Raw genomic sequence first — 22075 nt, 5'->3', positions numbered from 1 at the left:
TTCAAAAATAAGAGACTTTAATTAATATCAAAATACCACTCTAAAAATTCATTAAAACTGCTCCACTGTGGAACAAATTTACCTTTAATAATTGCATTCATCTCTATTTCATTTACATAGTATACGGTTTTATTAATTTTATCGTATAAAAATATATACTCCCCACTAGTATCACTAAACGGGATAAAATTTTTTGGTAAATTTCCTTTAGGTCTATTTTCCCAAAGAGAATTTGTTAATACTTCAAAATCGTCACTATATAGAGAAAACCAGCAAATATTAATCAATTCAGGTCCTTTATTTGTACTAAATGTACTTTCGGTAGTAAACCTTTGAAATTCAGCAAAATCAGAATCATTGGGGATAGCAAGATCACTTATGACCCTGTCATATTCTCGATCTTCTTCTGTAATTAGCCAACCTTTATTTAAAAGAAATTTTCTAACTTTATCATTTAACATGTAATACTATCCTTTCAATCGCTGTTCTTCAAACTGTATATCGCAACCCAATTTTGAGCCAATTGTTAACTGAGCCAGTGAGCCACTTTACACTACCTGTCTTTTCCAGAAGAACACTTCGGCTTTATTTGGAGTGGCGGGCATGATACCCTTGTACGGGCGTTAAATTACTGATACTACGCCTTTAAAGTGCGAATTATGCCCGCAGAGGCTCCATGTAAAGCCCACCGAAAAATATGCTATGACATTTAACTTGTCCACTGAAATGGATTGCCTGTTCAATTGCGAAGTGGCTCAATTTTCATTTGCGAAATACATCAAACTCTTCTCTATCTATTTTTGAACAGATTTCTATGTAGATTGGGATTAGAGCATGCATCAGCAAGCGTTGCTCATTTAGTGTAACAACTGGCAACGATTCAATGGTATTAACTAGATAGATATTTATTCTTTCTTGCTGCGGCTCGTGTCACTTTCACTAACGCTAAGGTTTATATACACCAGCTTCATTTGAAGGAACAAAAGTAATACCCTTCAATTTAAGTTTTTCAGCTTCTTTTTTAAATTCTTCTGAACAAAATAATATACTTAAAAGCCTAGTATTATTTAGTAGAAAAACATCTGGGAGATTATCTGATTTTTTCAGTTGTAAATCCCATATTTTTTTAATACGTCCATCTTGCTTATAGAATTCAATATTTGATTTCTCCATATCAATCTCATCTTTTAGCTTATTATAAAATCGTACAAAAAAATATTCCTTTGAAGATATGCTTTCCTTATGCTTGTTCACCATATATGCTTTAGTGTATTGAAAATTGTTAATTCCAAATTTCTGTAATAGGTTTAGAAATTCTAATGATACAAAAAACCCCCCCCTCGCCAATCGTAAATCAAAATTATATTTTATATCTTTTGTAACAAACCATACTTCTTCTGGCATCTCTGTCATATTATCTCTTGAGTTTCTCCATTCACCAGCATCAGAGTCTCTTGCTTCAAAAGGATCATTTTCAAAGAACTCTGTATGTATTATTCCCTCTAGATAAGTAGGACAGAATATACCCTCTTTTTCAAAAATCGCAAATGTTTCTCCCATATTTACCCCTCATTCCTTTCACTTAAAATATTCTACCACTCTATGGAAAAGCAAATTCAATTCACACATATGTAAAATCGCATTGATTGTTGAAGCATGTTGTTATTCATAAATTTTACCTACATAAAAAATTTGGGCTAGGAAGTTCCAATCGATGTTATTTGGTATTGGTAAATCACTGTTCTTATAGAAACTTTCATGACCTCTATCCATGATTCAATTGCTTCAAGATAGTTATCAATTGATTTATTTTCCCATTCATCAACATTATGTTTAAAATCCTTTGTAAGTAAATTTAAAAACTCCAAAAATTGATCTTTTGTAGTTACTTGTTCGATTTTCTCATAAAATCCCAAATATTATCACCTTTCTATTTTAGCTTCAACAATACTAAAAACAGTTCTTTACGTTACACAATGACAATGATTTTTTCACCATTTTTACCATGTTAATCTTTCGCACTAATCCTGTTGGAAGTATTCAGGATCTTCGATAATCTTTGTTAAAAATTCTTCAAGAGAGTTTGCGATCTTCTTCTCGTTATTATAGACAGCATTTTGTTCCCCATCTGTTAATCCGATTGAAAAAGGCACTGACTCCCATCCAATAAAGAAGATTAATTTATTTTCTTCATCGTAGTTTGGGTAAGCTTCAAAAAAACCTTGTCTTAATCGAAAATCTCTAATTGCCGACGGACTCAAAACACAATTTTCATCTAGTTCTTCTTCGCCGACAAAAGATCCGTAACCGATCTCCATCAAAAATAACTTTAATTCTTTTGGAAAAATAATACCTAGTTCGCTTTCTACTTGTTCAATTTCATCACTTTTTATTGAGGAAAACTGAAGACTACTATTATCTTTAATAAATGAAAATTTCATTGAGCAGTCCTTCTTTCATTCTGCAAGACCAACTTTTTCATATCGCAATCCTTTAGCCCATTATATGGACTTTCTTTCTTGTAACATTTTATTTATTTCATCTTTTTTGTGAGAGTAATGTCTCTTTTCAGGATGAAATGAAACCTCTCTTAGTGATGGACACTCTAACAATGGTGATAAATCTCCACTTTTGCAATTCCAAAAATTTATTTTATGCAAATTTTTCATAGATTTCACAAATTCAAGAGAATCAACATCTGAAACCTGTAATTCTTTTATAGTACTATTTCCTGCCAAAAATGTTAGATCAGTAAGTTGTTTACATTTTTCAATTTGAAGTCTTTCAAGTCCTTTTAGTTTACTAATAGCGTGTGCATCTTCTAGATTATTTAGATACTGGAACCAACACCATTTCAAGGATTCTAAATCCTCTATCCCAGACAAAGAATTTAGCTTAGTCGAGGTGTCAAGACGCAAAAATTCTAATGATTTTAATGAACAAAACTCTTTACAATCTGGTTTAATATATTTAATTGCGTATAAGCTTTTTAAATTTACTAGTTTATCTAAGTTTAGATAGTAATCTTTTTCAACAACAACCTTCTCCAATTTTTTAAAATAATTCAAATCAAGCTTTATTGACTGACCTAGTGTGACTTCTGTAAGATTACATAATGTATATAATGCTTCTATATTTTGATGCTTGGATAATTTAAAATTATCGCTAATCAGCAATTTATTGATAAATGTTTTGTTGTTGAAAGATGAAAAATCTAAGTGACATTTCAAATCTGTTGCCAGATTCAAATTACGGATTCGAATTGAATGGTGATTTTCCTTCTCAGCAATCTGTATTCCTTCTTCAAGGAAAAGTGGGTCTATCTCAAAATAGCCAATACTATCATTAAATGCATAGCTACTCATTATTTACACCCCTTCTTATCTAGACTCCCCCTATTGAACTCCAAGACAAGGTTTCTCTCGGGCTTCCTCTTCTGAAAACAAAAATATCATTGAGTATATTGTTTATTGGCGTGTATTTCGCCCGAGAAAGTTTATAAATAATACCTTCAATCCAATTCTGCACGAGAAAATAAATCCGTAATAGTCGATTCATCTTCACATGTATTTTTAAATGAAATAGCAAACTTCTCTAATGCTTTTTTATCAGAGGAATAAGCACAAAACATACTGGCTTCGGAATCAAAATTGACAATACCTTTTAATTCAGGCATTTTTTCTTCAAGAAAGACTATCGCTAAAGATTCCCAATCATAACCTCCTCCTTCAAATCCCTCATCAGCTCGTGTATCAAAAATCTCTTGCTTATATTCACCAACATATAAACAAAAGGACGCCGAGCTACTACTACGATCTACCCAAAAAAACGGAGCTATAAGCTGTTTATCATTAATAAAATTCATTTTAACCCTCCACAAAAATAAATTTTTTTATACCGATCGACTTTTGTAATACTATTTTTTTAGTAATAGGCATCAATAACGTAAATTATTGCCGTATTTTTCTAATTCAGTAAAGAGTTCATCAGCATTTGCTTTAATGCCTTCTCTATATTTAGATGGTATCTTTTTTTCACACCTATTAAACCATTCGTTAAATGTTTCTCTCCATTCCTTCGTCTGATATTGTTTAATCAATAAATTTGCATTAACAGGAAACCTTTTTGCAAGCATTACTAAAATATCAATATGCGCTAACATTGCTTGATATGGCTTATCGCTATTCTTTAACCATTCATTGCTTTTATTGATATGTTCAATTGCTAGATTAATGTATCGAGCATTTTCAAATTCCGCTGCTTCATTATCTTCAGGCTTAATTCCAAAGATCCTCAATTTCATCATTCCCCATTGCATTTACTCTAAATCTTTTTAATGGATCATCTATCTTTCTTTAACTATCAATAGAGTCGATGAACCCATTTCCCTAATATCTCCCCATATCTTTCTAATTCAATTCCCTACGTTGTGCCTGAATGTGTTTGCAAAATTCCAAAAATGAAGGTGCTACTACGATTGCATCATCAGGGTCGTAACTTTCTTCGTAATCCATATATTTTATTTCTCCTGTTTGGATATCAATCCAAAAATCATTGTCTGCATGATTATCAGCAAATGGGATATGAAACAAAACAAAGTTCTCAAAGTCCTCAGAGTAATCTATCCTTCTATCTTTTGCTCTTTCAATAGACATTGTGTAATTTGAATCATCCTCATCTTCGATTAATGGAATATGAAAAAAACTACCAATTTCTATCGAGAAATAATCGTTGTTTAATATTTCATAAAAATGATCAGGGTAAATATACGCCCCTTTAGTAAACATCCCTCCATTTTTAGCAAGATAAAACTCTATAAAATCTTTTTTTCCTGGAAAGTCGTCAGATACAATTTCATTAATCTCGGAAGTCGATATCTCCTTCCAATAATTCTCAAACAAAATATCTTTATTCAGAAAGTCATTAATGTTACCTTTAGAATTTTTGTTCATTTAAGTCTACTTCCTACTTCCCCTTTTAAATATTTCGACTTTTATTGCTCAACTACATTGTGTAAAGAAGACACCTGCATGATTTTGATCATTTTTATTTAAAAACAAATATCCGACAGAGTCACTAAGGCTAAACACATCTTGATATCCTTCAGGAAAATCACCACCATAAATTTGTAAGCAAAATTGATAATCATCCAAACCCATATTTTCTACTTGTAACAAAGATGGTTTATTGCCAATCAACGAACCACAGTAAATCTCAATATCATCAAAGTCTTCTTCATCAACTTCTTCTAAATCTAAATTTATTTCATCTCCAAAAACGAACTCTTGTGCTGGTATTAGAAAGTCTGATTCATTTCGAACATCACCTGCTTTGTGTAATAAAACTTTTGTATATCCTTTTTTAATATTTTTCAACTCTTCTTCATCTCCATGAAAAGTGATTGAATCTAAAAAGTAATCATCTTTTTTATACGTTGTAAAAACGGATAGAACATGTTCTTCTGGTAAGTTTACATTTAGAGTTTCATTAAGAAAATCCGTTGGTAAACATAATACAAGTGTTAATTTATCTCCATCTGGATTTAATGGCCATTCAATACTTTCAGGCAAGAAGCTATATCCGCCCAGTCGAGCTACATTGGATCCATTTTCTACACCTTTAAAAATAACTTCAATTGACATTTTTCAATACCACCTTCATTTATAACTTTCTAGTCAATCTTTCCTCTCTTATATACAGCTGATTTTCCCGACAAAAATACCTAACTCACTTGACCAAACTTGTTTACTGATAGTCGATCCAATACATACACCTATATAATTACCATCAATACTATAAATTACCTTAATTGTAATTTTAGCAAAAATAAGTATCTGAATCAAAAAACATAGTTTCAAGGCTTCTATCAATGAAACTGCATTCGAAAATATTAATTTCACAAATATATAACTATCCTCTACTCACTTATGTAAAATAACTAATTCGGTTTTACTCCCTGTGTGTTCTGATGCCAATTTAAAACGAAAAAACATATGCAAAAGAAGGGATTTGACCAACTTCTTGCATATGTTTATATTGTGAAAACTCTTCTTCAACTAACAAACCTAACCTTCTAAACTTTTTAACCAGTTAATATAGTAATTGTACTGTTCTTAGATTTCTACAAATCTCAATCCTCGTCAAACTCAAATATGTCAACTATATCTTTTATTGTAGCTGGTTTTCCATATTTCAATTTATATGCTAAATGTCCGCTCCCCATTGATAGCTGCATGTTGAAGGATACACAATTAACGCAGCCCTATTACACATCATAATCGGTATATCGGCAAATACAAACCATGGATAAGAAAATAATCATTTGAATTATTGAGTGATAAAGTTTTAAAAATCGAAGAAGAGAATAACTAATCAGTTAGAGGAATTAGAATCTAGTAAAAGATAGCAAATCTGCGATAATGATAGAAGAAATAGTATAATTAAAGTGTAACAGAACAAAGGTATTTTAGGGTGATTGGCGATCTTCTCTACTACTCCTAATTCAAATTTTGCTATTTAGTTCTAGGAGAGAAAGGAGGGATTGCTTATGACAACATACGAAGCATTAAGCATAGCTATTGGTATTGGCACTTTAATTGTAGCTATCCTTGCATTGTCATATACTTTTTCACAAAAAAAAGTAAAAGCACCCTTTAAAACCTAAGCGAGGTTAAAGTGCTTTTACTTTTGCTCTTGCCAATCGCACTTAAAGCGTTTGTTTTGTTACTTGACCGTATGGTGTTACAGCACCATACGGTCTTTTTCTTAGCCTTATTGTAACACATCACTTTTATTCCTCAAGAATTTATACCCCTATTCCCCTTCCTCTATGGTTATTTCGTAATCTATTATGTAACGGTAAACGTTGTATACTCTAAGTAATTGCAAGATTACATAAAAAAACTATAAGTAATGTAAGGTGAATATTTACGAACAAGGTCGTCTTTTACAATCTATTTCTAAATGAGTAGAGGAATGCCCTTAATCTCAAGTATTTATTAAAATCAAAATTCAAAAGAAACTGTAGTTAATAATCGGTTCTATATTTTCTACCTTTTCTTCACTTCTTTGAAGAATATACATCGGAATTATTTCGTTTCCGAGAGCACCTGACCAAGTACATAGCGAAAGATCAATTTTTTCACCAACACCTTCCAATTGTATTTTAGGCCATTCTTTTTCTAAACATGCTGGCCACGTGAGCAATTCTTCACCAGGAATAACAGATAACTCCTTTATCTCTTTTTTAATTTTATAGGTTCCACTGACTATGCATTCATCAAATATAATTGAGTTATTCATCGTTTGAATATAATAATGCCAAGGCTTAATCCCCCAAGTAATAACCAACATACCTTCTTCAAAACATTTATCAACTAAATCGGTAGTAGTAAATAAATCAACAAGATTGATTGGCCCATTACCAACTTCATCGCTTATAAATTCACTAAATAGTTTAAGATCTACCATAAAAAATCCTAGATTCCCCAGACTTCCGTAAACAGAAGAATTAGTAAACTTTTTGTTTTTTTGAATATCAATAGAGCTTCTATATATCAACACATAAACCGTAATTGTTTCAATTTTTTGTTCATAATCCGTAAAATATTGAGGGGATTCTGATGATAAAAAATCAGGATGACGAATCCCTTGTCGAAAAACTTGAATTTTTATATCGCATTCCCCGTTTAATTCTATGTAATCCTTTCGATAGGAATTTTCTTTATGTAATACCCCATCTTTAAGTGCTTGTTGAATAGTCTCATTTTCACTATTTTTAAGTAAATCAAAATTATTTTCATGTGTATAACGAACAAAATCTTGATCCAAAAACGATACATTTTTATATGTTATTTCTGATATTTTTTCACCTAATATAGCGGAGTCCATCAATAATTGTTTTTCACTTCTCACTTCTTCAACAATCAATTTAAACCTACAAACATCGTATTCGCTAATAGTTTCATTAAAAGGGATTTCTAGCGTTAAACTTTTAGTTTGCAATTTTGCATTTTTTAAATGGTTAGAACAATAACCTTGTTCCAACAACAAAGCCGTATTTTCCATTAATTTCACCTCTGACATATAATCCGGTTCCCTTTTTGAAAGCTTTTCCAAAAGGTAATAAACAATTTTTTAGTTAAACGAAAAAGTCGCAATATAATCCATATTCTTAGGATTTATGCTACTCCTTTGGGTTCCACAAGTACATCTTCCAAAGAATGCCTCCGCAACAATTCCCCCTTATTAATATCCTAATCAGAAATTATTCCTCTCTCTTTCAGAAATAAAACCCAATCGTCCTCTTCAGAATTCGGGATAACTTTACAATATCCAGATCCAAAAACATAATTTTTTTAAAAGGAATCGAATTCTCCATAACAATTCATCATAGTGCCTTCATCCATGATGAACCTATAAACATTCCCATCAAACCTGTTAATTACTAATGGATCATAAAGAACGATTCTTTTTCATCTTGAATATCTGAAAGAACATATTGATTGCTTTCTAATTCATTGTAACTCCATAAATCAATATCACCACACCGCGCACCGTTTGTTAATTTTAATAAATAGTAATATTTCCCTAACTTTAAAGAATTAACTTCCCTGATGCCATCATTTAATTTTCCAAAAACTATATATGAGTGATTTTCGTTTAAACCTTCTTTTAGGCAATCAATAATTTTTTTAATATCCTCGTTCATTAACATCAACCTCGCTTTTATTATTGTACCAGCTGATTTACGGACGTATTTGCTATGTTGTATTAAAAATCTATTTTTTCATCGTTTCCATGATAAAATTCCTTTCAGCATCTACCAAAGTGGAATTCCTACACTAAATATAAATACCAATTGTTCATCTGAACAAAAAGCATCATACTTTCTTTCAAAGAATTCTGCACGTAACACCCATCCTCTGATTTTACCGTGTAACAAAACACAATTTTATGTTTTCGATGACGGTATTCGGTATATACATGGAGGAGGAAATTCCATTTCTAACACAAAAAACATATGTACAGAAAGAGCTTATAACTTCTTCTTTACATATGTTTTGTAACTCCTATTTTGGAAAATTTGTATCATTTACTCCCTCGATTTTCAGGATCGACTACAAAATTATACTCATCGATACTCTTTGTAAAATCAAATTGTGGTAGCTTTTCAGTAGCACTAAAATTAAAAATATAGCCAAACTCTATATTGGTTTTTAATTTATTACCACAGTAACCTGTTATTCTAACCGAGTAATTGTTGTTCGACATCTGCACACTGTTACAATTGTCGTAACTTTCATCTTTTATATTTTCATAGTTTACGTAATAATTTTTATCCCAATCAATAATAGCAGAGATATCCGATATAATAAGATTTCCACTAGTAACATGTAGAGGAAAAGGATTTGTTATAAAGATATTATTTTGTTCAGGTATTGAGGCATTATCCTGTTCATGGTTAATTATTATTTGATAGTGATCATCGAGTTCAGGAATTTCGTATATTGGAATAATGCAACCTTGAGAAATAACCTCCTGGCCAATTTTTTCATTGTTACAAAAAAGTTTGAGCAAATCGCTTTCAACAATGTTATTTTTCTCTAAATAGTTATTTAAAGTTAGGGGATCAAACACAACTAACCCAGGAGCATATAACATCAATTTAAATTTTTTTATTACCATTACTTACACCCCACCTGCATAGAAATCTTTCATTAACTTTTCCGCCTGATTTCAAAGGTCGAAACGATTTTATTCCTTATGTCAAAAGCTGATATACACTAAATACAAGGAATAGGAAACTCTATTTCTAACAAAAAAATATATGTAAAGATAATGATATACTTTCATCCTTTAAAGGAGTTCACCTGTACGGGCCTCAATAATCGATAAAACCTCTGCAGTTGAATCATAATGACTCGGCGATTCTTCTTTTAATTGATTCATAATGTTAATAACTAACTTTTGCAAATTAGGATCTGCATTAGAAACTAAAGCTGCATAAATCTTTCTGCCTATTTCTTCGTTTAAAATTCTTGCATGTATCCATTCTGCCCATTGTTGAGCATTAGGGAGCATTTCAATTAATATCTCAAATCCTTTTTCATCTCCAAATATTATTCTGCTATGTTCTACTGTATACAATAAATTTTCCCCATACTCTGGTAGCTCGAACCTATCATCAAAAGCCAAATACAGTGCTCGTATATATTCACTATTGTTTGATTTAATTATTTCTGACAACAGTTGCTCAAACTCTTCCATTTCCATATCAGGATCAACTAACTTACCATTTATTATTTTTTCTATCTTCATACCCAACTCCATTTTCATATCACCCATTCCCTTGTTGTTTTATTTCTGAAGTATAGATAACAGTACCGCTCCTCTCTTCCTCCATTACAGAGGCTACTTCATTACTACAAATTCTTCAGCATCTGCATCTCTCTTATACCCTTGTCAATTTGTTGCTTAGGTTTTCCGCATCTCATAAGAGAATCTCCTACATTGCGTTTCATTTTAAAGTAGCAATAAAACCCGGCTTAGTATTTATGATACTCTTCTGCTCGCTCTACAAACATTGCCCAAACTTTATTAACATCCATATTTCAAAAGATTTTATTCTAATTGAGAACATTCGTATAATAAATTATTTTTAAAGTCATCCGCAGATACTCTTATAACTTCTTCAATTCCATCCTCCGACTCTTCCATATAATTTAAAAATGGTTGGATTTGTAATTCGCCTGCTGCATCTAAAAATTGTTCCTGAAATTTTACAATACTTTCTTGATCCATTTCTCTTAAAATTTCTCTTAATCGATCCGCATTTTGATTTGCGTTCCAAATAATATCCCAAAACCAATCGCTAACAAGGTCACTAATTTCTTTTGGTAAAATAATATTAGAATTATCCATAAAACTACCTCCCTTGTGATTTCAAATAATGAATTTACAAACAAAATTACCTTTTCTATCTGCCTCATCAACAAATGAACCCTATCTTGATCAATTACTATTTCCAGCAACTCTTCTGCAGTAAATCCTAATACACTATCAATAACGGTTAATTTTTAATTAAAAATAAAATTAGAGACGTATCTCTTTATATCTTTAAGCTTGCCTTGTAGCAATATCTCGTTCTTATTCCGAATAACCATTACTTTATTATTTAATATTGAAATGTGAATATATTCATTTTTGTAATTTTCAACTTCAATAAAAGAAGAAGAATCTGTACATTCTTGTAAATTATTGAGTTCATGTAAAAGATTACTCCATTTGTCTAAATATAATTTTTTCCCAATTGTGCCGCTTTTTGTTTTGTTATTTTTAAAACGGAGTTTTATTTTTGGGGATATTTCCCTTTTCCAATTTATAGTTGAAACAAAGTTTTGTCGCAACAATTTAACAATATCAGGAGATTCATCTCCACTAAACTCACAACCATATATCGGAAATACATCTATGGTTTTTTGATAGAGTTTATCACTAAAAGTTGAAAAACTAGTATGATACTGCGAAGGTATAAATAACATTGCGTCAAACTTAGTTTCCTTGTATGCAATATTTTCTATCTTAACTATTCTATTTGTACAATCGGTATTTATGAATTTTTCAATGGACATTAAAAATTCATAAATCACTTTTACCTCCAATACACCTCTTATAGAAACCTTTATGATATATCCTTCGATCAATGAGAAATTTAAATAGTGTGTAAAAATAAAAGTAGGCGTTTTGTTAGAATAAAAATACCAATCTTTCATTTCTTTAATATTACTTATTTCACAATATTCCTGCAGCTCGTTTAATAACATGTTAATCACCTTCCGTTTTAATCCAATCACCACTTTATGCTTACCTAAATTTTTAATAATAAAATTTTTCCACTAAATATAAAAAAACTTTCTCTGCGTTAGCAGTCTGTAAAAGCTTGCATTCTCATCATAGCCAAATACGCTACTCTTAGTGTAGATATTAAAAAGAATAGTCTCTAAAAAACTCTTATTTTAACTAATCATTTTAATTAATTTGGTATTTACTTCAATCTACCTGTCATACTATATATTCAAGTTCAATATCTAAAAGATCATCAGGGAATAGATGACAAGTTATATTTCCACTAAAGACACCATAAAGAAATTCAACCAACGAGCATTTATATTCATAGGAAACACCTGATCTTCCATCATAGACCAATATGGACCAGTTTTCCGGGTCATTTGAGGTAATCCAATTTAATACATCTCCATTATCTGTTCCCGCAAAAGGAAGCAATCCATTCTCTTCAGGAAATAAACTTCGAGGAAAATCCTCAGGGAATTTTTGCTTTGAAGTAAAATAAGCAACATTCTCTTCTTTTGACCTTATAAAAAAATTTAAGTTTTCATCACAAGTAAATGGGGAGTAAATCCTTAAAAAGCCACCTACCCCACCTGTTCCATAGATAGAAATAAATTCTTTATAATCTGATGGAAATTTTGAGCCTAATTCCTTTTCAGCCTCTTTCCATTGAAATATATCTCCTGCGCCAAAAGTTTTTGCAGGTACAGGTAAAATCGTTTTTAGTTTTTAAAGACATATTTAATCACTCCTATCTACTAGATATTATTACGTTCTTCCTCTTCTTCATCTAGTAAGCAATTAAAAAAGTCAGAAAAGGCCTCCCATACATCTGGCATAGAAATAAAATCTTGCTTTTCTAATTTAGTTATTTCTACAGAATCAAGCCATATGATGGAAGGCTTGTTTTCAGTATCCATAACAATAATACTCATATCATGTTCTGCAATAACAACAAATCTATTCGGTAAACCAACCGCCTCTCTAATTCTCAAAGTCTCTCCTATAAGATTTGTTGGATCAGAAAATACATAAGAATGTATATTTTTCCCTCCTATATCTCCTCCACTGTAGAAACTAGATATTTCACGAAAGTCATTTGGTAGTTTTACTTGAAGATTCTGTTCAATTTTATCCAAGTAATCTTTAGAAATTCCATCAACATCATCATATAAAGAAATATATTTATGTCTTAATTCATTTATATCATTCATATTCTTTTCACCTCTTAGATATCTTATTTACATTGCATAATGTTATAGAATATGAAACTCATGCTTTGATGAAATCTACACAAGCATCATGTAACTGAATATTTTCCTTCAAAGATTTCTTACTGTCTTTTTCAATAACATCTAACTGTAAATCATCTTTTGAATAACCATCAATAAGCTCCATTATCTTAAAAATGGTATCGTAAGTTACATCGTATAATAATGCTTCAATATTTTCACAACTGCAATTACATTTACTTAGAGCAACCTGTACTACATCCTCTTGAATTTCATGTAATGTCCTAAAAAACATTTCTTGACTAGGATTTAATTTTCTCATTAATACTCCATTTCTCACTATTTATGTCATATCTACACAAAACCACTAAATATTTCATTTTTGCTCAGTTCTTACTTTAGCACCTAACGAAGTAAAATAGTCAGCCAAAACTAAAGTATTTTCTCCATATCCCTCAGCTATTAGAAATCCATTACTATTTAATCGGTTTCGTATTTCATCGAATGATAGACCTGTTTCTTTTTTTACTGCTAAGATTACTTTAGATTTATTCTTGCCTGGATCATCAAGATACACATGATGTTTTTTAACTTTTTCTTTAACTCGTTGCACACTTGGTGCAAAATTTTCATTTGATTTTGTAATAGGAAGAAATTCGCATATATTTTTAATTTCTTCATTATTTAATTTAGTTTTCCACTCCTTCTCCATTGACTCATAAAAATTAGATTGATATTCACCACTTTTATAGTACTTATCATCATGTTTATCAAGCCAAACAGATAAAAAGTAGTCGAACTTTTCTAGTGAATCCACTAGAAGTTTTGGGGAAAATTCTTCTCCAACATAATCATAATAAATCGGGGTTTCCACTTTACTTACATCTGCAATCACTGGATTTCCGCTCCAAATGGAGATAATAATCCAATTTTGGTTCCATTTCATTTTCTCCGAGAAATCTACCCAACCTTTATCTTCTTTAATAAATCTGTAACCTTCTAAAGCATTCATTAGATTTTCCTTACCAACTAAATAGAAGTCGTTTGTCCATTCAAACATTAGGTCTTTAGATTCAGGTAAGTCACTGTACCATTCCAAAAGTGTTTGACTTAAAAAAGGGAGTTTAAAATTTTCTTTTAACTCCCGTTTCGTTTCTTCAGATGTTTTTAGAAATCTAATCTTACTGCCGTTTTCATTTTTAAAAATCGACTGAGTTAGGTATTTCATTTTTTTGTTACAGCCCCTTTGCTTCTACTAAACCGTATGTATGACTGAAGAGATACAATCGCATATTTGAGCGCATCCTCAATATACGTATACTGGTAAACCAGTTGCTCCAATTAAAATATAATAGCACCTATAATGTCCTAGACTTGTGCGCTAACTATAATTAAAAGTAGGTTAACACAAAAATAAAGCAATAAAAACCGAACTATTGTCAATCAATTCCGAAAAATCGCTGTCGATTTCGCATTAACGTAATTGTAGCTGACGCTTTGCTTTCGCTACAGAAAACGTTTGTTCCTCTTACTTCGCTTTCGAACAGATAAACAATGCGACCGGATTTTAATATTAGTTAGTTGGTTGGTAAATCGTTTTAGAAAATCCGTAATCTCCAGAAATAACCTTTTATTTCTAATGATTCATAATTACTACAGAAGTTATATGACTATTTACATTATTGCCACATTTTGGTTTATATGATAGTCTACAGAAGTATTTTTTATTATTAAGGGGAGGTTAATTATGTTACGTACTGGTATTATATTTTTAATTTTAGGGTTAGGTGCATTCATACTGCCGCTATTCGGTATACAATTCAAATTATTTACCGTTTTCGGCAAAATTTTTGGCGGAGGCGAAACCTTTGTTGAAATTGCTTTTGCAGGTATCGGTGCCATCCTAGTAGGCATTCATTTATTTAAAGGAAATAAGGACAAGTCGTCCGCAGCGTAAGAACACAGATTTGGGAGGAAGCTATTTTTGAAATCGTTGATTGCAAAACTATTAAAATCAGTAACAGTTATGACTCTTATTATAATGGCGTGTGCGGTTCCCGCATACGCCGAAGAGGAGCTGAATTGGGTAGAAGGTGGACAGAAAGTCGACGTAGGGACCAATTTAGCGGAACTGGAGTTAGGCAGTGATTTTCTTTTTCTTAATGCCGAAGATACGAAAAAGTATCTAACTCAGGGCGGAATGGAACCAAACGGGTCAGAAATCGGTGTGGTTTTCCCAAAGGATGAAAATCAGACTTGGGCCGTTTATTTCGAATATGAAGAATCTGGACATATAGAAGACGACGAGAAAACGGAGATCGATGCTGATGCCTTGTTGGAAAGCTACAAAGAAGGTGCGAAAGAAATGAATAAGGAGTCAAGCCCTGAAAATCAGATATTCGTTGACAAATGGGATGTTGCTCCATTCTACGACAATCAATTACATAGTTTGTCGTGGTCTTTATTGGCGCATGATAATCAGAACAACAGTGTTATTAACTACAATGTGCGAATTCTATCCCGCGAAGGCTATATCTCAGCGATACTCGTCTCAGATCCGGCGAATTTGCAGGCTGATCGTATAGTGTTTAACAACAAGATCCTAAAGCAGTTTAACTTAAAGCAAGGTCAGCGCTATGAGGATTTTGACAAAAAAACCGATAAGGTAGCTGAATTCGGCTTGACTGGATTAATTCTTGGAGGCGTGGGGCTAGCAGTTGCCAAAAAAGCGAGCTTGTTTGCTGTGCTCATCCCTCTATTGAAGAAGTTTGGGATCGTGCTTGTGCTGGCTGTAGGCGCAATTTGGGGCTTTATTCGCAAAAAACTCGGAATGAAGAAAGAGCAGTCTGAGCAGCAAACGACACAATCAGAGCAAACGGACCAGTCGGAACTACCGGCACAGTCGGAGCAAACGGAACAGTCAGAACAACCTGCACAGTCGGAACAAACGGAACAGGATCAGGCGAGTGAACGCAGCAAGGTTAATTCGCATGAGTAATAACCGCTAAACGTTTTTCGGAGTGGTTATTGCATTGTTCCAAAAATGAGAATAATCAAAGCCCTTCCTAATCGCTCGATAGCCGAGTGAGTAGGAGGGGCTTTTATATCGTTTATTCATTTAAATAGAAGCTCCTTATAAAATAAGCTGCCTTGTGGAAACTATCACCGACACATAATAACCTTCTCAAAACACCTTAGATTACATTATCCCCTAGTTTAAGTGACAGAAATAATAAGATATTTTAATGACCATATTCACTCAATTCTTTAAATAACTCTTCACCATTTTCTTTAATTCCCGTTCTATATTTTGAAGGGATTTTTTGACCGCACCTAGTAAACCATGTGTCAAAAGTATTTTGCCATTCTAAAACCCTATCCTTCTTAATACTTAAGTTCGCATCTGCCTTATACTTTTTAGAAAGCATCAATAAAATATCTATATGAACTAACATAACCTGATATGGTTTCTCAGTTTTCTTCAACCACTCATTGCTTTCTTCAATTTTTTTAATTGCCAAATTAAAATAATGGGCATTTTCTAACTCTGCAGCTTCATTACCATCTGGTGCTGTACTAAATATTTTCATAATTCCCTCCACACACGCACACTTTATCTAATTGTTAACAATATTCGCACTACAAACTATACTATTCTTCCGCTGCCTCATTAAGCCAATCTAATATATTTTCCTTCTTATTAAGGCGTAAAGCTCTGATTATATTTGTTTCATCAGGAGGCATTACCTCAACGTTCACGTACACTTTATTTCTCGGTTGTGTCAATGAAAATAGTCCTTTATTATCTATTTTTTCCATAGCCAAAACCATAGCTTCTAATCTAAAGTCCACTTCTTTAAACCATTTAATTTCATCAGTATAGTCAAGTATACGCTCATTAAATAGTTCTCTTACAGTTTCAAAATTCTCGTACCCAAAATTCCAATATGGTGAATCTGCATATGACCATTTTATTAATTCAGCATCTGCCTTTGCATATTTTTTAGCGACCGTCACCAACGCTTCTAAAGACCATGCAGAAATAACTGGCGCAACAGCCTCCCCTGTTGTCACCAACGTACAATAATAATAATTTTCTTGATTTTGAAATAAACTTAAAAATGATTTTTCCGTTGCAATTGCTATTTCGTCAGCTAATATTTCGAGGTCATTATTATACATATAATCCCTTTCTTGCATGAATATTCTTTACATCGATCCAATATATTTTTAATCAGCGTCAACAATTCCCAAATAATTCATACTCCTCTTTTGATGTAAGTGTGAATTTTTCACAAGTGAATCCGCCGAATTTTTAATTTGTTTTTAAATTATATCTTCTGCAGAAATGTTCATCCAACATAAAACTATCTTTATTTGTCTAGATCTACAGTCCAATCAATCTCTTCATTAAACCAATTACACAATTTTGTTGAACCATTATCCATTTTCAAAGGGATTTCTCTTGCCCACATTTTAATGTCACTTATGAACATCTCTTTTTCAAGCCCTTCAAAGTTGTGCTTTTCTAACGCCCTGTTTAGAAACTCTAAAAATAGATTTCCTAAATAATACCTTTGTTCTAATTTATACATTTTTTCATATTCTTCTACCGTAACTGCCATATCGATTGTCAAATAGTTATCTTTTTTAGTATATCTAATAAATGATTTTCTTTCATAGGATTCAGGTAAGCATCTAAAGGCTATCCCGATTGAAACATCGACATTCTTATATTTTGAATTTATATTACATTCCAATGCGTGTGCTAATTCACTAGCTAATTCATCAACTCTCGCACCCGCAGTGTCTGTAACTATTGAAAAATCCATACAATACACCTCTTCTATAAAAACTAAGAGCCTTACATTTTCTCCATACACTTTTAATTCTCTCATCAGCAACATAAGTAATCTATTATCAAGAAATGTCTCGGTTCATTACTATTACATAAACTTATTCAAAGGCTCAATGACAAAATCATATTCATCTATACTTTTAGAAAAATCAAAAAGCGGTAAGTTTTCCATACCAAGAAAGTTCATTGCATCCCTCTCCTTTTAGGTATAAATCATTCAGAAAAAAGCTCTATTGCCTTTTCCTGTAACTCAATACCGATTCCCTCTAATTCCTCCAAAAACTTATCGTCAAAATACCCTGCTTGAAATGAAAATGCACTATTGATATCGACCATAGCGATTGCTAATTTTTTAGGAACTGTCTCTTTATCTTTATAGTATTGAGTTAAAACATCTAGTGCCTCTCTCACTTGATTTAATAAATCAAAATCTAATTCCCTATACGTTCTTAATTTTACTGGAACTGAATTTTCACTTACTAACCCATCATAAATTATAGCAATTGCTTCTTCTGTACCCATAAGCCCGCTCCCCATATGAATTCTAATAAAACTTATCTTTCATCTCTCTAAAGAGTCATTATTTCATGTTGTATTTTCTATATAGAGCATAAAAAAAACGACATTAATAAAAAAACCACTTAATTAATAGAGGCTACTTCTAACTACTTTGCTTGCGCATTTTGCTCTTTATCATTTAACTGCTTTATAAATAGCATCACTTTGTTCATTAATTCATTTAAATCTGAAAAAAATAGTTTTCATTAATAAAATTTTCATTATTTTTCAAATCTATAGCTTCAAAATACACTGATTTCTCTTCCCAAAGCGTTAGTCTTGCACTAGAATTATTACTATCGAAATCTATTTTTAAACAATAATAGTGATTACCATTTGGATGAAGTATATGTTCGATTTTAAATGGACTAGGAGATATTAATGACGACTTACCTGCTGTACCAAACCATTCTTCAAAATCTTTTAAGATATTTTCACTTTCCTGCATCAATTTTTTCTCCTTTGAAACAACATTTTTCACAACAAGCAAGTCAGGAATCGGAAAACCTTCTCATACTAATCACAAGTGCAAAAAAACAGAATTTAATTCTGCTTTTCAATTGGAATACCAAAGACTTGGAATATATAATCTTTCTCTTGTTCCTTTGTAGCAATACCAGTAGATATACCACCTTCTTTTGTCCCTTGAATAAACCACATATCATTATGGTCTTTATCCACCATTTTAAAATCACCTTGTTTCCAACGATTTAATATATCTAAATATTTATCACTGTGTTCGTATCCATCTTTATTTTCCTCTACCATTTGCAGTAAAGTTTCTATTCTCTCCGGTGTAATCATAATGGATGATTCTTTCTCATCTGCAATAATTTTTTGATGTGACATTTCTTGAATAACTTCTTGCATTAGATTATCAATAAAGGGTTCATCTCCACTTTTCCATTCATCAATCTTTTTGGAATACGTAGTATTTTCCCATCCAAAATTCGTATCCACTGTCGATACAAACTTTTCCTTATTATTTTCTTTTGCAATTGATTGACCGCTAGTTAATTCCCTCTCGGCACTTTTAGAGTTTTCGTTTTCATAGTTCTTATTCATAATCAAAAACGTACCACCTATACTCAATAATGCTGTTAAAACAACTATACCTAAAATATGAACAAACTTCATTTTTTTACCACCTTTATAGATAATTATCCCAAAACACTATGCAAACACCAGCGCAATAACAGTATCACACTATGATAACCCTATGGAGCCTTATCAGATGTCGACAAACGATACTTTCTAAAACCCATGGATAAAGAAGTGAGTTAGGATTACATACAATTTTTCACCATTCTCGTTCTCTAAGAGCTTCTTCTATATCGATATCAATCTCAAAATATTTTAAAATTTTTTCTACTGTTAATCCGATTGAATCCCGTGCAAACGTTTCAATTTCACTGTCATTTTCATAAAACTCATTCTGTAGCTCATTGATTGCTATAGTCATTTCGTCTAATCTTCCCTGAATCTCTTCTACTGTATAAGTGTTCTCCTCAATAAAATGTACTACATTCACAATATGAGATTTAAGTTTATCTACTAAAAATGATGGAAAGAAAGAATCTTCATACATATCCTCTAGATAGTTGAATTCAGAATCAAGTTTCTTCACAATGTTTCCTCCTTTGATATACTTCGGAACCCCAGAGCGCCACATTTCTTCTACTGTTTTTAACGGATAGTTGTCTTCACCAAGCAATCGTTGTTCTTTTAATGGATCGATCCAACGGCTATTCACAATCGATAAAATTAAGCGACGTACAAATTCGTAACCAGTGTTATATCCAGTAATTTCATAGTTATTCAAAATATTAGGATCTTTCCTATCGATATTATACTGAACAATTTCATTACCCATAATACCCTGATCTCCTACTGCTGGATCAATTCTCACCAAATTGTATATTAGTTCATCATCTCTGAATTCTGAGCGATTCCCCCACTGTCCTCTGTCACTACTAATAAAGATCTCAGGTATAGGGATATTCAAGTTAGGTTTTACATCTTTCACCTTTCCGACAGAACACTTTTTAAAAAAATCTTTTAAAACCATACATACCCCAAAAGGTTTTAAATCATTTAAGTCAAGTGGCTTCTCATAAAAATTATTACTTTCACTCGTAATATTAAAAAATGCAACATATGGACTTTCTAATAATTGAGCAACGATATATAAACTATCTTTTAATTGAATTGAATGTATATCGTTTTTCTTCCAGCTAAACCTTTTTAACATAACTACACCTATTCTTATTTTTTGTAAGACAAACTATTCTTTTAACTAGTATTTATGTTGATTTAATCCATCTATTAAGATCTCCTATTCTCCTATCTACAATGGATAATAACTTTTAACATGTATCTGTCATACCAGTAAATTTATACATAATAACCTCCTGATGGTGGGAAATATTTCATTAACATTTCCTGCAGAGAGTTATGTAGTAATTCCACTTCCCAAGAATCGTGCCAAAAAATAAATATATTACCGTCTCCATTAAACCAATGTGTAAGTTCGACTCCAGTAGTTTTTCCAACATAACCATCACCACATATACTATAATTACCATAAATAGTTTTATATTTCCACGGTGATTATAACATAGTTGTAAACGTTTTATGTAATAGTAGTAGCCAAGATGCACTAAGCGTCTTGGCTACTACTATTACAAATTCTTTTTTAAACACACTAAAAACTCAATCATGCCATTTTCTATTTTGGCCGTTGCATTTCCACCTAATTTTTCTGCTAGCAGCTTGACAATAGATAGCCCTAGACCCGTATTTTTACGTCTGGAATTGTCTGTTGTATAAAATCGATCAAAGAGCTGGTTAGGATTTAGTTGAATATTTTCGTCAATCGGATTTTGAAAACAGATATATGCATGTTCTTCTTCTAACCATATCTTAATCGTTACATCCCCTTGCGCATGCATGATGCTATTTCGTACTAAGTTTTGCACAATGCGTAACAGCATTTCTTCATCAGAGTTAATAATAAGCGGCTCAAAATTAGGTAAGTTGACGGCTATTCCTTGTTGTTCAAATTGTGCAAAGGCACCAGCAATCTCTTCAAATACGATATTTGATATATTAATACGTTCCTTTTTGGGTTGATCTTCATTACTATGCAAATAGGAATATTCAAAAAATGTTGCTAATAATTGTTCTAGTCTTCCAACATGTTTTTGTGCGACTTCAAGCTTTGCAAGTTGCTTTTCTGTTAAAGGTTCTTTTAAAAGCATTTGTTGATAGCCCTTTATCGCAGTTAGCGGCGTACGAAAATCATGAGAAATGTTTGAAATCATTTCCTTGTAGTATTTTTCTTCCCGCTTAATATACGACCTTGATTTCTGCGATTCTATTAATATGCGATTAATATTTGCCACTAGTTGGTTTATTTCTTTATTTAGGAGCTCTACGGTAATTGGCTGTGTATATTGCTCATGTAGACGTTGTGACAATTGTATGTTCATCAATCGTAGTTGCCTTTGAATATAAAAAATATAAAACAGTAATCCTACAATGACTACAATTGCCACTATCCACATTCCCTACATCC

The 22075-nt window shown here is 31.9% G+C and carries 30 protein-coding genes; 3 read left to right on the top strand and 27 right to left on the bottom strand.

The features are described from left to right. Positions 1–17: 17 nt before the first annotated feature. The 9 genes from ACMZ42_RS11795 to ACMZ42_RS11755 form a co-directional block, all read right to left on the bottom strand. Positions 18–461 carry a hypothetical protein gene (locus ACMZ42_RS11795; RefSeq protein WP_415731596.1) on the bottom strand — a complete coding sequence of 148 codons (444 nt, stop codon included), beginning with the start codon at positions 459–461 and terminating at the stop codon, positions 18–20. 484 nt (positions 462–945) lie between these two features. Beyond that, on the bottom strand, positions 946–1560 hold the full coding sequence (locus ACMZ42_RS11790) for an Imm43 family immunity protein (protein WP_415731595.1): 615 nt from the start codon (positions 1558–1560) through the stop codon (positions 946–948). Positions 1561–1697: 137 nt separating this feature from the next. Then, positions 1698–1916, bottom strand: a complete 219-nt coding sequence (locus ACMZ42_RS11785; protein WP_415731594.1) for a hypothetical protein — start codon at positions 1914–1916, stop codon at positions 1698–1700. A gap of 105 nt (positions 1917–2021) precedes the next feature. Then, on the bottom strand, positions 2022–2441 hold the full coding sequence (locus tag ACMZ42_RS11780) for an SMI1/KNR4 family protein (protein WP_415731593.1): 420 nt from the start codon (positions 2439–2441) through the stop codon (positions 2022–2024). Positions 2442–2501: 60 nt separating this feature from the next. Further along, on the bottom strand, positions 2502–3365 hold the full coding sequence (locus tag ACMZ42_RS11775; protein WP_415731592.1) for a hypothetical protein: 864 nt from the start codon (positions 3363–3365) through the stop codon (positions 2502–2504). Between the two features lie 146 nt (positions 3366–3511). Continuing rightward, on the bottom strand, positions 3512–3865 hold the full coding sequence (locus tag ACMZ42_RS11770; protein ID WP_370083376.1) for an immunity 51 family protein: 354 nt from the start codon (positions 3863–3865) through the stop codon (positions 3512–3514). A gap of 72 nt (positions 3866–3937) precedes the next feature. After that, positions 3938–4297, bottom strand: coding sequence for a hypothetical protein (locus tag ACMZ42_RS11765; protein WP_415731591.1), 360 nt, complete (start codon positions 4295–4297; stop codon positions 3938–3940). Between the two features lie 112 nt (positions 4298–4409). Next, on the bottom strand, positions 4410–4952 hold the full coding sequence (locus tag ACMZ42_RS11760; protein WP_415731590.1) for an SMI1/KNR4 family protein: 543 nt from the start codon (positions 4950–4952) through the stop codon (positions 4410–4412). A gap of 48 nt (positions 4953–5000) precedes the next feature. Next, entirely contained in the window at positions 5001–5642 is a 642-nt protein-coding gene (locus tag ACMZ42_RS11755) for a DUF1963 domain-containing protein (RefSeq protein WP_415731589.1), read from the bottom strand. A 905-nt stretch (positions 5643–6547) separates the two neighbouring features. Here ACMZ42_RS11755 and ACMZ42_RS11750 point away from each other — a divergent pair. Then, positions 6548–6664 carry a putative holin-like toxin gene (locus ACMZ42_RS11750; RefSeq protein ID WP_415731588.1) on the top strand — a complete coding sequence of 39 codons (117 nt, stop codon included), beginning with the start codon at positions 6548–6550 and terminating at the stop codon, positions 6662–6664. A gap of 347 nt (positions 6665–7011) precedes the next feature. Here ACMZ42_RS11750 and ACMZ42_RS11745 read toward each other — a convergent pair whose 3' ends face one another. From ACMZ42_RS11745 to ACMZ42_RS11700, 10 genes are all read right to left on the bottom strand, one after another. Continuing rightward, positions 7012–8067, bottom strand: a complete 1056-nt coding sequence (locus tag ACMZ42_RS11745) for a hypothetical protein (RefSeq protein ID WP_415731587.1) — start codon at positions 8065–8067, stop codon at positions 7012–7014. A 379-nt stretch (positions 8068–8446) separates the two neighbouring features. Then, a complete protein-coding gene (locus ACMZ42_RS11740; protein ID WP_415731586.1) occupies positions 8447–8710 on the bottom strand; it encodes a hypothetical protein in 264 nt (87 codons plus the stop codon). 380 nt (positions 8711–9090) lie between these two features. Next, entirely contained in the window at positions 9091–9687 is a 597-nt protein-coding gene (locus ACMZ42_RS11735; RefSeq protein ID WP_415731585.1) for a hypothetical protein, read from the bottom strand. A gap of 171 nt (positions 9688–9858) precedes the next feature. Beyond that, positions 9859–10332: an Imm30 family immunity protein gene (locus ACMZ42_RS11730; protein WP_415731584.1), complete on the bottom strand. Its 474-nt coding sequence runs from the start codon at positions 10330–10332 to the stop codon at positions 9859–9861. Between the two features lie 291 nt (positions 10333–10623). Continuing rightward, positions 10624–10923 carry a hypothetical protein gene (locus ACMZ42_RS11725; RefSeq protein ID WP_415731583.1) on the bottom strand — a complete coding sequence of 100 codons (300 nt, stop codon included), beginning with the start codon at positions 10921–10923 and terminating at the stop codon, positions 10624–10626. Between the two features lie 155 nt (positions 10924–11078). Then, positions 11079–11825: a hypothetical protein gene (locus ACMZ42_RS11720; protein ID WP_415731582.1), complete on the bottom strand. Its 747-nt coding sequence runs from the start codon at positions 11823–11825 to the stop codon at positions 11079–11081. A gap of 238 nt (positions 11826–12063) precedes the next feature. Beyond that, complete coding sequence (locus ACMZ42_RS11715) at positions 12064–12528, bottom strand: SMI1/KNR4 family protein (protein WP_415731616.1); 465 nt, start codon at positions 12526–12528, stop codon at positions 12064–12066. 80 nt (positions 12529–12608) lie between these two features. Then, entirely contained in the window at positions 12609–13064 is a 456-nt protein-coding gene (locus ACMZ42_RS11710) for an SMI1/KNR4 family protein (protein WP_415731581.1), read from the bottom strand. A 58-nt stretch (positions 13065–13122) separates the two neighbouring features. Then, a complete protein-coding gene (locus ACMZ42_RS11705) occupies positions 13123–13404 on the bottom strand; it encodes a hypothetical protein (RefSeq protein ID WP_415731580.1) in 282 nt (93 codons plus the stop codon). Between the two features lie 54 nt (positions 13405–13458). Continuing rightward, on the bottom strand, positions 13459–14310 hold the full coding sequence (locus ACMZ42_RS11700; RefSeq protein ID WP_415731579.1) for a hypothetical protein: 852 nt from the start codon (positions 14308–14310) through the stop codon (positions 13459–13461). 519 nt (positions 14311–14829) lie between these two features. Here ACMZ42_RS11700 and ACMZ42_RS11695 point away from each other — a divergent pair. Both ACMZ42_RS11695 and ACMZ42_RS11690 read left to right on the top strand, forming a co-directional pair. Then, positions 14830–15039: a hypothetical protein gene (locus ACMZ42_RS11695; protein WP_415731578.1), complete on the top strand. Its 210-nt coding sequence runs from the start codon at positions 14830–14832 to the stop codon at positions 15037–15039. A gap of 27 nt (positions 15040–15066) precedes the next feature. Then, positions 15067–16080 (top strand): DUF2167 domain-containing protein, encoded by a 1014-nt coding sequence (locus ACMZ42_RS11690; protein ID WP_415731577.1) that lies wholly within the window; start codon positions 15067–15069, stop codon positions 16078–16080. A gap of 244 nt (positions 16081–16324) precedes the next feature. On the opposite strand, the gene ACMZ42_RS11685 is transcribed toward ACMZ42_RS11690, so the two are convergent. The 8 genes from ACMZ42_RS11685 to ACMZ42_RS11650 all read right to left on the bottom strand — a co-directional run bounded on the left by ACMZ42_RS11685 (position 16325) and on the right by ACMZ42_RS11650 (position 22064). Continuing rightward, positions 16325–16672 carry a hypothetical protein gene (locus ACMZ42_RS11685; protein WP_415731576.1) on the bottom strand — a complete coding sequence of 116 codons (348 nt, stop codon included), beginning with the start codon at positions 16670–16672 and terminating at the stop codon, positions 16325–16327. A gap of 61 nt (positions 16673–16733) precedes the next feature. Continuing rightward, positions 16734–17264 carry a DUF4303 domain-containing protein gene (locus ACMZ42_RS11680; RefSeq protein WP_415731575.1) on the bottom strand — a complete coding sequence of 177 codons (531 nt, stop codon included), beginning with the start codon at positions 17262–17264 and terminating at the stop codon, positions 16734–16736. A 191-nt stretch (positions 17265–17455) separates the two neighbouring features. After that, positions 17456–17914 carry a hypothetical protein gene (locus ACMZ42_RS11675; protein ID WP_415731574.1) on the bottom strand — a complete coding sequence of 153 codons (459 nt, stop codon included), beginning with the start codon at positions 17912–17914 and terminating at the stop codon, positions 17456–17458. A 239-nt stretch (positions 17915–18153) separates the two neighbouring features. Continuing rightward, on the bottom strand, positions 18154–18462 hold the full coding sequence (locus tag ACMZ42_RS11670) for a hypothetical protein (RefSeq protein ID WP_415731573.1): 309 nt from the start codon (positions 18460–18462) through the stop codon (positions 18154–18156). A gap of 217 nt (positions 18463–18679) precedes the next feature. Then, a complete protein-coding gene (locus ACMZ42_RS11665) occupies positions 18680–18946 on the bottom strand; it encodes a hypothetical protein (RefSeq protein ID WP_415731572.1) in 267 nt (88 codons plus the stop codon). Between the two features lie 95 nt (positions 18947–19041). After that, complete coding sequence (locus tag ACMZ42_RS11660) at positions 19042–19635, bottom strand: DUF6241 domain-containing protein (protein WP_415731571.1); 594 nt, start codon at positions 19633–19635, stop codon at positions 19042–19044. Between the two features lie 163 nt (positions 19636–19798). Beyond that, complete coding sequence (locus ACMZ42_RS11655; RefSeq protein ID WP_415731615.1) at positions 19799–20170, bottom strand: DUF5713 family protein; 372 nt, start codon at positions 20168–20170, stop codon at positions 19799–19801. A 1009-nt stretch (positions 20171–21179) separates the two neighbouring features. Beyond that, on the bottom strand, positions 21180–22064 hold the full coding sequence (locus ACMZ42_RS11650; RefSeq protein WP_415731570.1) for a sensor histidine kinase: 885 nt from the start codon (positions 22062–22064) through the stop codon (positions 21180–21182). Between the last annotated feature and the right edge of the window lie 11 nt (positions 22065–22075).

The organism is Lysinibacillus sp. NPDC056185 (assembly GCF_047737915.1).
In the GTDB taxonomy this organism is placed as follows: domain Bacteria; phylum Bacillota; class Bacilli; order Bacillales_A; family Planococcaceae; genus Lysinibacillus.
This window is presented reverse-complemented; position numbering and strand designations above follow the sequence as displayed.

Coding starts and splice junctions, on each gene's coding strand:
- ACMZ42_RS11710 (WP_415731581.1), bottom strand. CDS start 13,064: ATGAATGATATAAATGAATTAAGACATAAATATATTTCTTTATATGAT.
- ACMZ42_RS11735 (WP_415731585.1), bottom strand. CDS start 9,687: ATGGTAATAAAAAAATTTAAATTGATGTTATATGCTCCTGGGTTAGTT.
- ACMZ42_RS11770 (WP_370083376.1), bottom strand. CDS start 3,865: ATGAATTTTATTAATGATAAACAGCTTATAGCTCCGTTTTTTTGGGTA.
- ACMZ42_RS11740 (WP_415731586.1), bottom strand. CDS start 8,710: ATGAACGAGGATATTAAAAAAATTATTGATTGCCTAAAAGAAGGTTTA.
- ACMZ42_RS11775 (WP_415731592.1), bottom strand. CDS start 3,365: ATGAGTAGCTATGCATTTAATGATAGTATTGGCTATTTTGAGATAGAC.
- ACMZ42_RS11760 (WP_415731590.1), bottom strand. CDS start 4,952: ATGAACAAAAATTCTAAAGGTAACATTAATGACTTTCTGAATAAAGAT.
- ACMZ42_RS11675 (WP_415731574.1), bottom strand. CDS start 17,914: ATGGATTTTTCAATAGTTACAGACACTGCGGGTGCGAGAGTTGATGAA.
- ACMZ42_RS11660 (WP_415731571.1), bottom strand. CDS start 19,635: ATGAAGTTTGTTCATATTTTAGGTATAGTTGTTTTAACAGCATTATTG.
- ACMZ42_RS11755 (WP_415731589.1), bottom strand. CDS start 5,642: ATGTCAATTGAAGTTATTTTTAAAGGTGTAGAAAATGGATCCAATGTA.
- ACMZ42_RS11695 (WP_415731578.1), top strand. CDS start 14,830: ATGTTACGTACTGGTATTATATTTTTAATTTTAGGGTTAGGTGCATTC.
- ACMZ42_RS11725 (WP_415731583.1), bottom strand. CDS start 10,923: ATGGATAATTCTAATATTATTTTACCAAAAGAAATTAGTGACCTTGTT.
- ACMZ42_RS11780 (WP_415731593.1), bottom strand. CDS start 2,441: ATGAAATTTTCATTTATTAAAGATAATAGTAGTCTTCAGTTTTCCTCA.
- ACMZ42_RS11750 (WP_415731588.1), top strand. CDS start 6,548: ATGACAACATACGAAGCATTAAGCATAGCTATTGGTATTGGCACTTTA.
- ACMZ42_RS11745 (WP_415731587.1), bottom strand. CDS start 8,067: ATGGAAAATACGGCTTTGTTGTTGGAACAAGGTTATTGTTCTAACCAT.
- ACMZ42_RS11665 (WP_415731572.1), bottom strand. CDS start 18,946: ATGCAGGAAAGTGAAAATATCTTAAAAGATTTTGAAGAATGGTTTGGT.
- ACMZ42_RS11705 (WP_415731580.1), bottom strand. CDS start 13,404: ATGAGAAAATTAAATCCTAGTCAAGAAATGTTTTTTAGGACATTACAT.
- ACMZ42_RS11655 (WP_415731615.1), bottom strand. CDS start 20,170: ATGTGGCGCTCTGGGGTTCCGAAGTATATCAAAGGAGGAAACATTGTG.
- ACMZ42_RS11700 (WP_415731579.1), bottom strand. CDS start 14,310: ATGAAATACCTAACTCAGTCGATTTTTAAAAATGAAAACGGCAGTAAG.
- ACMZ42_RS11720 (WP_415731582.1), bottom strand. CDS start 11,825: ATGTTATTAAACGAGCTGCAGGAATATTGTGAAATAAGTAATATTAAA.
- ACMZ42_RS11790 (WP_415731595.1), bottom strand. CDS start 1,560: ATGGGAGAAACATTTGCGATTTTTGAAAAAGAGGGTATATTCTGTCCT.
- ACMZ42_RS11670 (WP_415731573.1), bottom strand. CDS start 18,462: ATGGGTACAGAAGAAGCAATTGCTATAATTTATGATGGGTTAGTAAGT.
- ACMZ42_RS11650 (WP_415731570.1), bottom strand. CDS start 22,064: ATGTGGATAGTGGCAATTGTAGTCATTGTAGGATTACTGTTTTATATT.
- ACMZ42_RS11680 (WP_415731575.1), bottom strand. CDS start 17,264: ATGTATAATAATGACCTCGAAATATTAGCTGACGAAATAGCAATTGCA.
- ACMZ42_RS11730 (WP_415731584.1), bottom strand. CDS start 10,332: ATGGAGTTGGGTATGAAGATAGAAAAAATAATAAATGGTAAGTTAGTT.
- ACMZ42_RS11795 (WP_415731596.1), bottom strand. CDS start 461: ATGTTAAATGATAAAGTTAGAAAATTTCTTTTAAATAAAGGTTGGCTA.
- ACMZ42_RS11685 (WP_415731576.1), bottom strand. CDS start 16,672: ATGAAAATATTTAGTACAGCACCAGATGGTAATGAAGCTGCAGAGTTA.